The sequence below is a fragment of the Blautia sp. TF10-30 genome, from assembly GCF_003481245.1.
GTDB lineage: Bacteria > Bacillota > Clostridia > Lachnospirales > Lachnospiraceae > Fusicatenibacter > Fusicatenibacter saccharivorans.
The window spans coordinates 124,051-137,406 of sequence record NZ_QUKM01000007.1; the positions used below are offsets into that span (position 1 = coordinate 124,051).

The 13,356-nt window shown below is 47.1% G+C and carries 20 protein-coding genes; 19 read left to right on the forward strand and 1 reads right to left on the reverse strand.

Translation table 11 applies throughout. The annotated features are described in order from the left end of the window. Positions 1–54 precede the first annotated feature (54 nt). The 5 genes from mtaB (at position 55) to DXD02_RS08450 (ending at position 4,683) form a co-directional block, all read left to right on the forward strand. Positions 55–1,389, forward strand: coding sequence for a tRNA (N(6)-L-threonylcarbamoyladenosine(37)-C(2))-methylthiotransferase MtaB (gene mtaB / locus DXD02_RS08430; RefSeq protein WP_118666731.1), 1,335 nt, complete (start codon positions 55–57; stop codon positions 1,387–1,389). A gap of 262 nt (positions 1,390–1,651) precedes the next feature. Further along, the gene (murB, locus tag DXD02_RS08435; RefSeq protein ID WP_416822166.1) at positions 1,652–2,563 is read left to right on the forward strand and encodes a UDP-N-acetylmuramate dehydrogenase; all 912 of its coding nucleotides are present in this window, start codon (positions 1,652–1,654) and stop codon (positions 2,561–2,563) included. 29 nt (positions 2,564–2,592) lie between these two features. Further along, complete coding sequence (rapZ, locus tag DXD02_RS08440) at positions 2,593–3,474, forward strand: RNase adapter RapZ (RefSeq protein ID WP_055227737.1); 882 nt, start codon at positions 2,593–2,595, stop codon at positions 3,472–3,474. A gap of 10 nt (positions 3,475–3,484) precedes the next feature. Then, positions 3,485–4,423 carry a DNA-binding protein WhiA gene (gene whiA, locus DXD02_RS08445; protein WP_055220767.1) on the forward strand — a complete coding sequence of 313 codons (939 nt, stop codon included), beginning with the start codon at positions 3,485–3,487 and terminating at the stop codon, positions 4,421–4,423. After that, a complete protein-coding gene (locus DXD02_RS08450; protein ID WP_055227733.1) occupies positions 4,420–4,683 on the forward strand; it encodes an HPr family phosphocarrier protein in 264 nt (87 codons plus the stop codon). Before whiA ends, DXD02_RS08450 begins: the two co-directional genes overlap by 4 nt. Positions 4,684–4,782: 99 nt before the next feature. Here the strand turns inward: DXD02_RS08450 and DXD02_RS08455 are convergent, their stop codons facing one another. Next, positions 4,783–5,538: a GNAT family N-acetyltransferase gene (locus DXD02_RS08455; protein WP_118666732.1), complete on the reverse strand. Its 756-nt coding sequence runs from the start codon at positions 5,536–5,538 to the stop codon at positions 4,783–4,785. Positions 5,539–5,725: 187 nt separating this feature from the next. Between DXD02_RS08455 and DXD02_RS08460 the strand changes: the two genes are divergently transcribed. The 14 genes from DXD02_RS08460 to rplX all read left to right on the forward strand — a co-directional run bounded on the left by DXD02_RS08460 (position 5,726) and on the right by rplX (position 13,339). Beyond that, complete coding sequence (locus DXD02_RS08460; protein ID WP_118666733.1) at positions 5,726–6,784, forward strand: hypothetical protein; 1,059 nt, start codon at positions 5,726–5,728, stop codon at positions 6,782–6,784. A 504-nt stretch (positions 6,785–7,288) separates the two neighbouring features. Continuing rightward, the gene (gene rpsJ, locus DXD02_RS08465) at positions 7,289–7,606 is read left to right on the forward strand and encodes a 30S ribosomal protein S10 (protein WP_117510469.1); all 318 of its coding nucleotides are present in this window, start codon (positions 7,289–7,291) and stop codon (positions 7,604–7,606) included. Between the two features lie 193 nt (positions 7,607–7,799). Then, positions 7,800–8,435 (forward strand): 50S ribosomal protein L3, encoded by a 636-nt coding sequence (gene rplC / locus DXD02_RS08470; RefSeq protein WP_022461666.1) that lies wholly within the window; start codon positions 7,800–7,802, stop codon positions 8,433–8,435. 26 nt (positions 8,436–8,461) lie between these two features. Further along, positions 8,462–9,082: a 50S ribosomal protein L4 gene (rplD, locus tag DXD02_RS08475; protein ID WP_022461665.1), complete on the forward strand. Its 621-nt coding sequence runs from the start codon at positions 8,462–8,464 to the stop codon at positions 9,080–9,082. Next, positions 9,082–9,381, forward strand: coding sequence for a 50S ribosomal protein L23 (gene rplW, locus DXD02_RS08480; RefSeq protein WP_022461664.1), 300 nt, complete (start codon positions 9,082–9,084; stop codon positions 9,379–9,381). Before rplD ends, rplW begins: the two co-directional genes overlap by 1 nt. 61 nt (positions 9,382–9,442) lie before the next feature. Beyond that, positions 9,443–10,288, forward strand: a complete 846-nt coding sequence (gene rplB / locus DXD02_RS08485; protein WP_118666734.1) for a 50S ribosomal protein L2 — start codon at positions 9,443–9,445, stop codon at positions 10,286–10,288. A gap of 11 nt (positions 10,289–10,299) precedes the next feature. Then, positions 10,300–10,581, forward strand: a complete 282-nt coding sequence (gene rpsS / locus DXD02_RS08490; RefSeq protein ID WP_022461662.1) for a 30S ribosomal protein S19 — start codon at positions 10,300–10,302, stop codon at positions 10,579–10,581. 33 nt (positions 10,582–10,614) lie between these two features. Continuing rightward, a complete protein-coding gene (gene rplV, locus DXD02_RS08495) occupies positions 10,615–11,001 on the forward strand; it encodes a 50S ribosomal protein L22 (RefSeq protein ID WP_022461661.1) in 387 nt (128 codons plus the stop codon). Between the two features lie 12 nt (positions 11,002–11,013). After that, positions 11,014–11,670 carry a 30S ribosomal protein S3 gene (gene rpsC, locus DXD02_RS08500; RefSeq protein WP_022461660.1) on the forward strand — a complete coding sequence of 219 codons (657 nt, stop codon included), beginning with the start codon at positions 11,014–11,016 and terminating at the stop codon, positions 11,668–11,670. A gap of 2 nt (positions 11,671–11,672) precedes the next feature. Continuing rightward, positions 11,673–12,110, forward strand: coding sequence for a 50S ribosomal protein L16 (gene rplP, locus DXD02_RS08505; RefSeq protein WP_022461659.1), 438 nt, complete (start codon positions 11,673–11,675; stop codon positions 12,108–12,110). After that, on the forward strand, positions 12,100–12,309 hold the full coding sequence (gene rpmC, locus DXD02_RS08510) for a 50S ribosomal protein L29 (RefSeq protein ID WP_022461658.1): 210 nt from the start codon (positions 12,100–12,102) through the stop codon (positions 12,307–12,309). The genes rplP and rpmC overlap by 11 nt, the downstream gene beginning before the upstream one ends. Before the next feature lie 16 nt (positions 12,310–12,325). Further along, a complete protein-coding gene (rpsQ, locus tag DXD02_RS08515; RefSeq protein WP_022461657.1) occupies positions 12,326–12,583 on the forward strand; it encodes a 30S ribosomal protein S17 in 258 nt (85 codons plus the stop codon). Positions 12,584–12,618: 35 nt separating this feature from the next. After that, positions 12,619–12,987 (forward strand): 50S ribosomal protein L14, encoded by a 369-nt coding sequence (gene rplN / locus DXD02_RS08520; protein WP_022461656.1) that lies wholly within the window; start codon positions 12,619–12,621, stop codon positions 12,985–12,987. A gap of 10 nt (positions 12,988–12,997) precedes the next feature. Then, complete coding sequence (gene rplX, locus DXD02_RS08525; protein WP_022461655.1) at positions 12,998–13,339, forward strand: 50S ribosomal protein L24; 342 nt, start codon at positions 12,998–13,000, stop codon at positions 13,337–13,339. Positions 13,340–13,356: the final 17 nt, after the last annotated feature.

Genomic DNA, 13,356 nt, shown 5'->3' on the forward strand with positions numbered 1-13,356 from the left:
AAGTGGAATCTTCGTGATTTTTAATAATAAAGATGAAGAAGAAAGGAGTATGGCATGAAAAAAACGGTAGCTTTGCATAATCTTGGGTGTAAAGTGAACGCATATGAGCTGGAAGCCATCCAGCAGCTCCTCGAAAACAGAGGGTACGAGATCGTGCCTTTTGCACCGGGAGCGGATGTTTACATTATCAATACGTGTACCGTGACGAACATTGCGGACCGGAAATCGCGGCAGATGCTGCACAAAGCGAAAAAGATGAATCCCGATGCGGTTGTCGTGGCCTGCGGCTGTTATGTGCAGGCGGCTGGGGAAAAACTCGAAGAGGATACGGCGATTGATCTGATCATCGGAAATAATAAGAAGAAAGATCTTGTGGATATTCTGGAAAACTTTCTGGCAGAACGTGAGGACGGTGGAAAACCATCCAACGCGGAGTGTAAGAGCTTCCTCGTGGATATGACACACAACCGTGAGTACGAGACACTCTCGATCAGCAAAACGGCGGAGCACACCCGCGCATTCCTGAAAGTACAGGATGGATGCAATCAGTTCTGTACTTATTGTATCATTCCGTACGCACGCGGCCGAGTCAGAAGCCGCCGCCAGAGTGATGTGGTGGAAGAAGTAAAACGTCTGGCAGAGGCCGGTTATCAGGAAGTAGTGCTGACGGGTATCCACCTTTCCTCCTACGGACTCGATTTCCCGGAGGGCGAAAAAGAGACGCTGCTCGACCTCATCCGTGCTGTTGATGCAGTGGACGGCATCAGAAGAATCCGTCTCGGATCCCTGGAGCCGGGCATCATCACCGAAGAGTTTGCAGAGGCGATCGCCGCAATGCCGAAGGTGTGCCCGCATTTCCATCTTTCGCTGCAGAGCGGAAGCAATGGAACACTGAAGCGGATGAACCGGAAATATACCGCAGAAGAATACAAACACAAATGCGATCTGCTGCGTAAGGTATATGGAAATCCGGCGCTGACGACCGATGTGATTGTCGGTTTCCCGCAGGAGAGTGAGGAGGAGTTTGAAGAGTCGCGCGCCTTTGTCGAGGACATTCATTTCTTCGAGACTCACATCTTCAAGTATTCGCGAAGAGAAGGCACCCGCGCCGCAGCGATGGCAGGCCAGATTCCGGAGCAGGAGAAGACGAAGCGCAGCCACGTTCTGCTGGAACTGGACGAGAGACGGAGACAGGAATATATGGAAGGCTTCCTCGGAAAAGAGCTGGAAGTGCTCATGGAAGAAGAAGTCGAGATCGACGGCGTCCATTACTGGACGGGACACACGAGAGAATATCTGCGCGTTGCTGTTCTTTCAGAAGAAAATCTCATGAATCAGATGGTGCTTGTCACCCCGGCGAGAATCCATGGAAAAGACTGTCTGATGTAGGAAATGATACCAATCCGGAAGATCTGATAGAAAAAAGAGCCGGAACGAAAAAGTTCGTTGCACTTTTTGAGGGTTCGTGGTAGAATACCCCGTGAGCCTGCAAAAAGGCGGGCAGACGAAGAAGAAAAACAGCGGCTGGCAGAACGAACGAAGAAGTGAGGGATGTCGGCTGCTTTCGCGTCTAAAAAAAGTATAATCTGTAATTCGTAGTAATTCGTAATGAAATGTTCGGCCGCAGATGCGGCAAAGGGTAAAAATCGTGATCAAAGAAGAGATTGTCAGAGAACTTTATGCAATTGCAGGGGAAGATGCGGTACAGACCGCAGAACCGATGAAAAATCATACGACCTTCCGCGTGGGCGGTCCGGCAGATTATTTCGTCGCTCCTCATACAGAAGAAGAAATTAGAAAAATCGTGGCTCTCTGCGAAGAAAAAGAGATCCCGTGGTTCGTCACCGGAAACGGCAGCAATCTCGTTGTAAGTGACGAGGGCTACCACGGTGTGATTCTTTCGGTTTACAAAAACTTTCAGGGAATCGAAGTGGAAGGAAACAGAATCCGGGCGAAAGCTGGAAGCATGCTCGTATCCATCAGCCGGGCGGCAAGAGAAGCCGGTCTTTCCGGTATGGAGTTTGCCTCCGGAATCCCTGGAACTTTAGGCGGCGGCGTCCGTATGAACGCGGGAGCCTACGGCGGAGAGATGAAGGATATTGTACAGAATGTCACTGTACTCACAAGAGAAGGTGAGATCCGGGAACTGGAAAAAGAAGAGCTCGGCTTCGGCTACCGTGCCAGCGTCATCAAAGACAGAGGCTACGTCGTACTTGGAGCAGAACTTATGCTTGTTCCGGGAGATAAAGAAGAAATTCTTGCCCGCATGCAGGAATTGAAAAACAAGCGGGTAGAGAAACAGCCGCTCGAGTATCCGAGCGCCGGCAGCGCATTCAAGCGGCCGGAAGGCTATTTCGCAGGCAAGCTTGTGATGGATGCCGGACTTTCCGGCTATGCAGTCGGCGGTGCAAAAGTATCGGAAAAACACTGCGGCTTTCTGATCAATGCAGGCGGTGCAACCGCATCGGATGTGATGGAACTGATCCGTCAGATCCAGGCAAAAGTAAAAGAACAGTTTGGCGTACAGCTTGAGCCGGAAATCCAGTTCCTCGGGGAATTCTGATTTTCGTTATCCACCAAAGGAGAAAAAACATGCGTTTTGTAATTGTGACCGGCATGTCCGGTGCGGGAAAAAGTACAGCGTTGAAAATGCTGGAGGACGCGGAATATTTCTGCGTCGATAACCTTCCGATCCCGCTGGTTGAAAAATTTGCACAGCTTACCGCCGACGGTACTTCCGGAGAAATCCAGAAAGTGGCAGTCGGAATCGATATCCGAAGCGGCCAGGCGCTCCCGGACCTGCAGAGTGTTCTGGAGTGGATGAGCATCAACGGAATCTGCTATGAGATCCTGTTTCTGGACGCGTCCGATGACGTGCTGGTCAAACGATACAAAGAGACGAGAAGAACGCACCCGCTGGCAGGTCTTGGACGGGTGGATGAGGGAATTAGAAAAGAGCGCAAAGCACTTGAGTTCCTGAAAAAAGATGCGGACTACATTCTCGATACGAGCCAGCTTCTCACAAGAGAGCTGAAAGCGGAGCTCGATAAGATTTTCGTGCAGGATCAGAAATTCAAAAATCTGATGATTACTGTGCTCTCATTTGGATTCAAATACGGAATCCCGGCGGATTCGGACCTTGTTTTCGATGTGCGGTTCCTGCCGAATCCCTACTACGTAGAAGGCATGCGCCCGCTCTCCGGCAACGATGCTCCGGTGCGGGATTATGTGATGGGATTTGAGACAGCGCAGGTGTTTGCGGAAAAATTAGAGGATATGATCCGTTTTCTGATTCCGAATTATATTTCCGAGGGCAAGCATCAGCTCATTATCAGCATCGGCTGCACCGGCGGAAAACACCGTTCCGTAACCCTTGCCAACGAGCTGTACCGGCGTCTTTCCAACGCGAAGGACTATGGAATCCGGATTGAGCACCGGGATCTGGAAAAAGACGCCATCCGAAAAGGAATTTAGAGGTGGAAGGATGTCATTCTCAAGCGAGGTAAAAGAGGAATTATCGAGACATCTTCCGACGGCACGCCACTGCCAGATTGCGGAAACAGCGGCGATCCTGTCACTCTGCGGACAGATTTCCGAGAAGGACGGGACGATACGGATTCAGACAGAGAATGCGTATGTGGCAAGAAAGTACTTTACTTTATTGAAAAAAACATTTAATATAGAGGCAGAGCTTGCAGTTAAGCTGAATCAGAAGGAAAATACGTATCTGATCCGCGTAAATGACAGGGAAGAAACCCGTCAGATTCTGCAGGCAGTGAAGTTACACGAGACAGACCGGCAGTTAGCAATGCCGATTCCGGCTGTTGTGGTACAGCGTCAGTGCTGCAAACGGGCATTTCTGCGGGGCGCATTTTTAGCGTCCGGTTCCATCAGCGATCCCAACCGGTTTTACCATCTCGAAATTGTCTGCCCCGATGCGCCGAGAGCAGAACAGGTGCAGGAACTTCTGAAAAGCTTTGGAATTGATGCACGGATCGTTCTCCGGAAAAACCACCATGTGGTTTATATGAAAGAAGGCGCACAGATTGTGGAGATGCTTGGCATCATGGAAGCCAACATCGCACTTATGAATCTGGAAAACGTGCGGATCTTAAAAGAAATGCGCGGCAGTGTCAACCGAAAGGTAAACTGTGAAACTGCCAACATCAACAAAACGGTCAGCGCGGCGATCCGCCAGATCGAAGATATCCGGTATATCGAAGAAACCACAGGCTTTTCTTCTCTGCCGGAACCGCTGGAGCAGATGGCAAGGCTCCGCTTACAATACCCGGAAGCATCGCTTCTGGAACTGGGCAAGATGTTAACGCCGGTTGTTGGTAAATCCGGAGTTAATCATAGATTAAGGAAACTAAAAGAGATTGCAGAAGATTTGCGAAGGAAACAAGGAGGAGAAGTATTATGATTAAGAAACCAATCACAATTCGTCTTTCAAGCGGCCTGGAGGCGAGACCAGTTGCCATGCTGGTACAGGTAGCGAGCCAGTACGAAAGTGAAATCTACGTCGAGAGCGGCAGAAAAAAAGTAAATGCGAAGAGCATTATGGGTATGATGACACTTGGTCTGGACAATGGCGAGGAAGTTACCGTGACCGCAAACGGAAAAGACGAGAGTGAAGCCATGGACGGCGTTGAAAAATATTTAAGCAGTCCTTCTGCTGAATAATCTTACTGCACTTATAGCATAAACATAGAGCAAAACGGCATGTCAGAAAATTTTGACATGCCGTTTTGCTATGCTTTTTTATGTAAAATCAGACGAAAATCAGACCACGTTCTTCGCGCGGAACCAGTAGGTATAGAGATAGGAAAAACCGAGCGATTTATACAGTGTGATCGCAGGCGTGTTTCCCTCGACAACCTGAAGATACGCTTTCGTTGCACCGAGCCGGATTCCCTCGGAGAGGATTGTGCGGCAGATCGAGGAAGCGTAGTGGCGGTGGCGGTACGCAGGATGCACATGGATGGCATAGACACCGACGTAATCGCGGTCGCGGATGCCAAGGCCGGTGGCAACGATCGTTCCGGTTTCATCCTGGATGGAGGTACAGATGGTTTCTTTTGGAATGGCGCGGTACATCGAAGGAACGACCATGCGGTGCATCACGTTCGTCGTGCTCTTTAAAGCAAAGAGGCTGTCAATCCATTTCGGCGGGATAAAGCTGCTGACGGTCACGGCAACGGCAGGATCCTTTTTGGCAAAGTTCGCCAGATCCATTGTCATGACGTGCGTCGTGTGCTGGACTACATAGCCGCGGTCGGCGAGCATTGCATCAAAGCCGGGATTGACAAGCGGACTGATCTTGAAAATTGCCGGTGTACCCCAGCGACGGTAGATCTCCTCACAGTACTGCACTTTTTCCTCCACCGGAATCGTGGACGGCCCGATCTGCTCGACGCTGTTGGTCCGGTGTGTATAAAAATAAGAAAAACGAAGAATCCATCCGTCGTACAGCTCGATCTGGTGAGACGGCCATGCGTTCAGGGAAAGATCTTCGATGGTTTTGATCAGTGTATTCATATGAAAGTATTCCCCCTTTGGTTATGCATATAGTATAGAAGAAACAGGACAGATCTTCAAGAAAAAATCGAAAAATTCGACACGCGGAACCGGGCGGCCGGGACACGATGCGTAACGTTTTCTTGCATAATCGAAGAAAAGGGGTTATAATAGGGGGCAAAGACTGAGAATACAAGGAGAATTGAATATGTCAAAATTACTGAAGGTAATTGTGAATACGCTGCTTCTGCTTGCAATCCTGTCAGCAGGCGCACTGGTGATTCCGCCGTTTGCCGGCATCACGACACTTGTCTCAGACGGGATGGGAAATACCAACATTTCCCGCGGCGCTGTTACGTACGCAAAGAAGACAGATACGTCATCGGTTGCGACGGGAGACAAAATCCTGGTTGATGACAATTCCGGAAAGTATATCTATACGATACAGTCCCTCGACATCGCTGCCGGAACCGCATCCGTAAAAAATGTGATCAGTGGAGACACAACGGAAATTACCGTGAGAGCAACCGTGAGCAAAGTGATCATCACGATTCCGGTGATCGGCTTTCTGTCGATGGCGGCGCAGAGCAGAGAGGGAATCATGATCATCGGACTTGCCATTCTGTTTCTGGTCATTCTGTTCATCCTTTCCGAGGTATGGAAACGTGATGAAGAAGAGGATGAGGAAGAAGAGGAAGAAGACGAAGACGAGGACGATGAGAAAGTGTCCGAAGAGCTTCGCAGCAGAAAGAAAGCTGCTCTGGAAGAAAAAAAGAAACGGGAAGAACAGGAAATGATCGAACAGTTGAGAGCAGCCGACCAGAAAACGGCAGAAGAAGAGAAACAGGACGAATTTGAAATTCCGGATCTGGAAGAAGAAGAAACGGAGCAGGTGTCCTTTAATACCGTCGATCTGCAGAACCTTGTAAGAGGAGAAGAAACCGAAGAAATTCCGGAAGCCGTGGAAGAAACGGAAATCGTCGAAGAAGCTGCCGCAGAAGAAACAGCGGAAGAAGTGACAGAAGAAACCGAAGAAACGGAATCAGCAGAGCCGGAAACTGTGGAAGAAATCGAAGAGTTTGAAGAAACCATCGAAGAGCCGGAAGAAGAGCCGGAACCGGAACCGTCCGAACCGATCGAACTTGCCATGCCGGTTTACACGGCGGAAGAACTCCTCCAGAAGGCCCACGCAGCCGGAGATGACCCGAAAGTCATTGAAGATCCTGCAACCGGCATCACAATCTTAGATTATTCCGACATTCTGTAACTATTCAGAGCCATGCGAACGAAAAGAACGCGAATCATGCTTGCATGAATGGACGTTCTTTTCTTTTTGTTCATATGGCAAGAAGCCACATCGAGATGCATCGCAGCGGAATCGAGATGGGGCTCTGAATAGTTGGAAAACGTCAAAAAAGAGAGAGATATAGGAAAAGTGCACAACACGGCACCCCTGTATTTCTCTTTTTGCATAAAAACGGATAAATCGAAAAAAATAAAAAAAAACCTTGATTTTTCGCGTGCTTTCTTGTATACTAACAACTGTTGTGACATTGATAGCGTTGAAGCGCGAGGTTGCCGCTGAGAAACAGCGGGTTTTCCGTGGAGCGAATGTCAAGTTAAAGAAACTGGCGACAAGTCACTGTACCCACAATTAAGTCCACCTGTAAGAGTGGAAACGACCGTGTGCAAACATCAGGACACACACGGGTAAGTGTACAGTCACCGCTTGTCGTACTCGTAAAAGTGCGAAAAGGAGGCGACTTTTTTTATGGCAAGTCAAGTAATGAGAATTACACTGAAAGCGTATGATCATCAGTTAGTAGATGCATCTGCACAGAAAATTATCGAAACTGTAAAGAAGAACGGAGCAACGGTGAGCGGACCAGTACCGCTTCCAACGAAGAAAGAGGTAGTAACTATCCTTCGTGCCGTTCATAAGTACAAAGATTCCCGTGAGCAGTTCGAGCAGAGAACCCACAAGAGACTGATTGATATCATCGCACCTACCCAGAAAACAGTGGATGCATTATCAAGACTGGAAATGCCGGCTGGTGTTTACATCGACATCAAGATGAAAAACAAATAAGATCAGCTGCAAAAAGTCCGGGATCAGCCCCCGGCCATCAATTAAGCAAGCAATAGATGATATAGAAGCAACACTCATTCGAAGGAATCAACATCCCTAAGGGTCATAGTGTTCCACTTATATCAACTGTTCGCTAGAATGAACTTCTTTATAATAGGAAGTTCCGCTGTAGATAAAACAGGAGGTAAAAGGAATGAAGAAAGCAATTTTAGCTACAAAAGTCGGAATGACTCAGATCTTCGACGAAAACGGTGTTTTAGTACCGGTAACTGTATTGCAGGCAGGTCCGTGTGTTGTAACACAGGTGAAAACCGCAGACAACGACGGGTACAGTGCGATTCAGGTAGGCTTCGGCGAGAAGAAAGAAAACCGTGTGAACAAACCGATGAAAGGCCAGTTCGCAAAAGCAGGTGTTTCCTGCAAGAGATATCTGAAAGAGTTCAGATTTGAAGATGCCGAAACCTATACATTAGGACAGGAAATCAAGGCCGATATCTTTGGCGCAGGCGACAAAATCGACGCTACTGCAACAAGCAAAGGTAAAGGATTCCAGGGTGCCATCAAGAGACATGGTCAGTCCAGAGGACCTATGGCTCATGGTTCCAAATATCATCGTCACGCAGGTTCCAATGGTGCTTGCTCCGATCCGAGTAAGGTATTCAAAGGAAAAAGAATGCCAGGACAGATGGGTGGAAAGAAAATCACCGTACAGAACCTGGAAATCGTAAAAGTTGACGTAGAGAACAATTTACTGTTAGTCAAAGGTGCTGTACCAGGACCGAAGAAATCCATGGTTACCATCAAAGAGACAGTAAAATGCGGTAAATAAGTTCGTTGAAAGGAGGAACACACGTAATGGCTAACGTATCTGTATTAAATATGGAAGGCAAAGAAGTTGGCAGCATGGAGCTTAATGATGCAGTGTTCGGTGTAGAAATCAACGAGCATCTGGTACATCAGGCTGTAGTGCTTCAGCTTGCAAATAATCGTCAGGGAACTCAGAAAGCTAAAACCCGTTCCGAAGTAAGCGGTGGCGGAAGAAAACCGTGGAGACAGAAAGGAACAGGTCACGCAAGACAGGGTTCAACAAGAGCTCCTCAGTGGACAGGCGGCGGAGTTGTATTCGCTCCAGTACCAAGAGATTACTCTTTCAAAATGAACAAGAAAGAGAAAAGAGCTGCATTAAAATCCGTTCTGACAAGCAAAGTTCAGGAGAACAAATTCATCGTTCTTGATGAGCTGAAACTTGCAGAGGTTAAAACAAAAGAGATGAAGAAAGTGCTTGATAACCTCAAAGTAAACAACGCACTGGTAATCATCGGAGATGACAGCGAAAACGTAGCACTTTCCGCAAGAAATATTGCTGGCGTTCAGACTGCATCTGTTAATACCATCAATGTATTCGACATGCTGAAATACAACACCATCATCGCAACCAAGAGCAGTGTTGCATCTATCGAGGAGGTGTACGCATAATGGCAGATATCAGATATTACGACGTAATCCTGAAACCAATCGTAACTGAGAAGAGCATGAACGCTATGGGCGAGAAGAAATACACATTTATGGTTCACCCGGAAGCAAACAAATCTCAGATTAAAGAAGCAGTTGAGAAAATGTTCGAAGGAACAAAAGTAAAAAGCGTAAACACCATGAACATGGACGGAAAGAACAAACGTCGTGGAATGGTAGTTGGAAAAACTGCAAAGAGCAAGAAGGCAATCGTTGCTCTGACCGAGGACAGCAAAGACATCGAAATCTTCGAAGGACTTTAATTAGCAGCTGTTCGAAATATGCACACATAAGTGCGATACGAAATGAAAGGAGAACAAAGTAATGGGAATCAAAAGCTTTAACCCATATACACCTTCCAGAAGACACATGACCTCCTCTGATTTCAACGAAATCACGAAGAGCACACCGGAGAAATCTCTGGTAGTGTCCCTGAAGAAAAACGCTGGTCGTAACAACCAGGGTAAAATCACTGTAAGACACCGCGGAGGCGGAAGCAGAAGAAAATACAGAATCATCGACTTCAAGAGAAGAAAAGATGATGTTCCGGCAATCGTTAAATCGATCGAGTACGATCCGAACAGAACAGCAAACATCGCTCTGATCTGCTATGCAGACGGCGAGAAAGCATACATCCTGGCTCCGGAAGGACTGAAAGTTGGCATGAAGGTTATGAGCGGCGCTAATGCCGAGGTAAGACCTGGAAACTGCCTGCCGCTGTCCGAGATTCCGGTTGGTACCATGGTTCACAACGTAGAGCTTCATGCAGGCAAAGGCGGACAGCTTGTTCGTGCAGCTGGTAATGGCGCTCAGCTGATGGCTAAAGAAGGTAAATACGCAACCCTTCGTCTTCCGTCTGGAGAGATGAGAATGGTTCCGATCAACTGCCGTGCATCCATCGGTGTTGTTGGAAATGGCGAGCACAGCCTGATCAACATTGGTAAAGCAGGACGGAAACGTAACATGGGTATCCGCCCGACTGTACGTGGTTCTGTCATGAACCCGAATGACCATCCACATGGTGGTGGAGAAGGAAAGACCGGTATCGGACGTCCGGGCCCGTCTACTCCTTGGGGAAAACCGGCTCTTGGCCTGAAGACCAGAGCAAAGAACAAGCAGTCTAACAAGTACATCGTAAGAAGACGCGATGGAAAAGCTTTATCGAAATAAGGAGGTAAACGATGTCTCGTTCATTAAAAAAAGGACCATTTGCAGATGAAAGCCTGTTAAAGAAAGTTGACGCTGCAAACGCTTCAGGAGATAAAACAGTCATTAAAACCTGGTCACGTCGTTCTACAATCTTCCCGTCATTCGTTGGACACACAATCGCTGTTCATGACGGAAGAAAACATGTGCCGGTATACGTTACAGAGGATATGGTTGGACACAAACTCGGTGAGTTCGTAGCAACCAGAACCTACAGAGGTCACGGCAAGGACGAGAAGAAATCCGGCGTCCGCTAAGTAGAATGATTTGAGAGAGGAGGTTTTTTAGCAATGGCTAAAGGACATAGAAGTCAGATTAAAAGAGCAAGAAATGCTAACAAAGATACCAGACCGTCTGCAAAGTTATCCTACGCTAGAATGTCTGCGCAGAAAGCTGGATTTGTTTTAGATGCAATCCGCGGTAAAGACGTAACAACCGCACTTGGTATTGTAACTTATAACCCGAGATATGCCTCCAGCGTAGTGAAAAAACTGCTGGAGTCCGCAATCGCAAACGCTGAGAACAACAACGGTCTTTCCAGAGAAAACCTGTATGTAGCTGAGTGCTTCGCTAACAAGGCTCCGACCATGAAGAGAATTCATCCGAGAGCACAGGGCAGAGCTTACAGAATCCTGAAGAGAAACAGCCACATCACGATTGTGTTAGACGAGAAATAAGGAGGACATGTCATGGGACAGAAAGTTAATCCACACGGCCTGAGAGTCGGTGTTATTAAAGACTGGGATTCCAAATGGTATGCCGAGGGTGATTTCGCAGATAACCTCGTAGAGGACTACAACATCCGCACATACCTGAAGAAGAAACTGTACAGCGCAGGTGTTTCCAAGATCGAAATCGAAAGAGCATCTGACAGAGTAAAAGTTATCATCTACACCGCAAAACCGGGCGTTGTTATCGGTAAAGGCGGAGCAGAGATCGAGAAAGTAAAAGCTGAAGTTCAGAAACTGACTGACAAAAAGCTTATCGTAGATATCAAAGAAGTAAAAAGACCGGACCGCGATGCACAGCTCGTTGCTGAGAACATTGCATTACAGCTGGAAAACCGTATTTCCTTCCGTCGTGCTATGAAGTCTACCATGCAGCGTACGATGAGAGCTGGCGCTAAGGGAATCAAAACATCTGTATCCGGACGTCTTGGTGGAGCTGATATGGCTCGTACCGAGTTCTACAGCGAGGGAACTATTCCGCTGCAGACCCTGCGTGCCGATATCGATTATGGATTCGCTGAAGCAGATACCACTTACGGTAAAGTTGGCGTAAAAGCATGGATCTACAATGGCGAAGTACTTCCAACCAGAACTAAAAAGGAAGGGAGCGAGAATTAATTATGTTAATGCCGAAGAGAGTAAAACGTCGTAAACAGTTCCGTGGTTCCATGAAGGGTAAAGCCCTCAGAGGAAACAAAATTAACTACGGTGAATTTGGTCTCGTAGCCCTTGAGCCATGCTGGATCAAATCCAACCAGATCGAGGCAGCCCGTATCGCCATGACACGTTACATCAAACGTGGTGGTAAAGTTTGGATCAAAATTTTCCCGGACAAACCAGTAACCGCACAGCCGGCTGAAACCCGAATGGGTTCCGGAAAAGGTTCTCTGGAGTACTGGGTAGCAGTAGTAAAACCAGGCCGTGTAATGTTCGAAATCGCAGGTGTTCCGGAAGAAACAGCCCGCGAGGCATTACGTCTTGCCATGCATAAGTTACCATGTAAATGCAAAGTTGTTTCTCGTGCAGACTTAGAAGGCGGTGATAACAGTGAAAACTAACGAATTTGTAAAAGATTTAAATACAAAGAGCGCAGCTGAGCTGAATGACGAATTAGTAGCTGCTAAAAAGGAACTCTTCAATTTAAGATTCCAGAATGCAACCAACCAGCTTGACAATACAAGCCGAATCAAAGAGGTTCGCAAAAATATTGCAAGAATCCAGACTGTTATTGCCCAGAAGGCAAACGCAGCTGAGTAATTAGGAGGAAAATATCGTGGAAGAAAGAAATCTTAGAAAAACTCGCGTGGGCAAAGTTGTCAGCGATAAGATGGATAAGACTATCGTGGTTGCCATCGAAGACCATGTAAAACATCCTCTGTACAAGAAAATTGTAAAAAGCACATATAAGCTGAAAGCACACGATGCAAACAACGAGTGCCATGTAGGTGATACCGTACGAGTTATGGAAACAAGACCTTTATCCAAAGATAAGAGATGGAGACTTGTGGAGATCGTTGAGAAAGCGAAATAAATAAGAGATCAGAATGCTAAAGGAGGAATACCAGCATGATTCAGCAGGAAACTAGACTGAAAGTCGCTGACAACACCGGTGCAAAAGAAATCTTATGCATTCGTGTTATGGGCGGTTCTACAAGAAGATATGCCAACATTGGTGATGTAATCGTTGCTTCGGTCAAAGATGCAACACCAGGCGGCGTTGTTAAAAAAGGTGACGTAGTAAAAGCTGTTGTTGTAAGAAGCGTAAAAGGCGCTCGTCGTAAAGACGGTTCTTACATCAAATTTGATGAGAACGCAGCAGTTATTATCAAAGATGACAAAACTCCAAAAGGAACCCGTATTTTTGGACCAGTAGCCAGAGAGCTTCGTGAGAAACAGTTCATGAAGATTGTTTCCTTAGCTCCGGAAGTATTATAGGAGGACAGCTATGTCAATGAAGATTAAAAAAGGCGATACCGTAAAGGTAATCGCCGGCAAAGATAAAGACAAAACCGGCAAAGTAGTCAGCGTTGACGTAAAGAACAACCGTGTTGTTGTTGAAGGCGTAAACATGATTACAAAGCATGAGAAACCGTCTATGAGCAATCAGCAGGGCGGAATCGTTAACAAAGAAGCTCCTATCGATGCATCCAACGTAATGCTGGTTGTAAAAGGAGTTCCGACCCGCGTTGGAATCAAAGTTGAGATGGTTGAGAAAAACGGCAAAACAAAAGCTGTTAGAACCCGCGTTGCAAAAGCAAAAGAGCTGAACGGCGCAGTAATTGATTAAGGAAGAGAGGAGGCAAA

Excerpts from the sequence above, each read along its gene's own strand:
- mtaB (WP_118666731.1), top strand. The coding sequence starts at position 55 with ATGAAAAAAACGGTAGCTTTGCATAATCTTGGGTGTAAAGTGAACGCA.
- rapZ (WP_055227737.1), top strand. The coding sequence starts at position 2,593 with ATGCGTTTTGTAATTGTGACCGGCATGTCCGGTGCGGGAAAAAGTACA.
- whiA (WP_055220767.1), top strand. The coding sequence starts at position 3,485 with ATGTCATTCTCAAGCGAGGTAAAAGAGGAATTATCGAGACATCTTCCG.
- DXD02_RS08450 (WP_055227733.1), top strand. The coding sequence starts at position 4,420 with ATGATTAAGAAACCAATCACAATTCGTCTTTCAAGCGGCCTGGAGGCG.
- DXD02_RS08455 (WP_118666732.1), bottom strand. The coding sequence starts at position 5,538 with ATGAATACACTGATCAAAACCATCGAAGATCTTTCCCTGAACGCATGG.
- DXD02_RS08460 (WP_118666733.1), top strand. The coding sequence starts at position 5,726 with ATGTCAAAATTACTGAAGGTAATTGTGAATACGCTGCTTCTGCTTGCA.
- rpsJ (WP_117510469.1), top strand. The coding sequence starts at position 7,289 with ATGGCAAGTCAAGTAATGAGAATTACACTGAAAGCGTATGATCATCAG.
- rplC (WP_022461666.1), top strand. The coding sequence starts at position 7,800 with ATGAAGAAAGCAATTTTAGCTACAAAAGTCGGAATGACTCAGATCTTC.
- rplD (WP_022461665.1), top strand. The coding sequence starts at position 8,462 with ATGGCTAACGTATCTGTATTAAATATGGAAGGCAAAGAAGTTGGCAGC.
- rplW (WP_022461664.1), top strand. The coding sequence starts at position 9,082 with ATGGCAGATATCAGATATTACGACGTAATCCTGAAACCAATCGTAACT.
- rplB (WP_118666734.1), top strand. The coding sequence starts at position 9,443 with ATGGGAATCAAAAGCTTTAACCCATATACACCTTCCAGAAGACACATG.
- rpsS (WP_022461662.1), top strand. The coding sequence starts at position 10,300 with ATGTCTCGTTCATTAAAAAAAGGACCATTTGCAGATGAAAGCCTGTTA.
- rplV (WP_022461661.1), top strand. The coding sequence starts at position 10,615 with ATGGCTAAAGGACATAGAAGTCAGATTAAAAGAGCAAGAAATGCTAAC.
- rpsC (WP_022461660.1), top strand. The coding sequence starts at position 11,014 with ATGGGACAGAAAGTTAATCCACACGGCCTGAGAGTCGGTGTTATTAAA.
- rplP (WP_022461659.1), top strand. The coding sequence starts at position 11,673 with ATGTTAATGCCGAAGAGAGTAAAACGTCGTAAACAGTTCCGTGGTTCC.
- rplN (WP_022461656.1), top strand. The coding sequence starts at position 12,619 with ATGATTCAGCAGGAAACTAGACTGAAAGTCGCTGACAACACCGGTGCA.
- rplX (WP_022461655.1), top strand. The coding sequence starts at position 12,998 with ATGTCAATGAAGATTAAAAAAGGCGATACCGTAAAGGTAATCGCCGGC.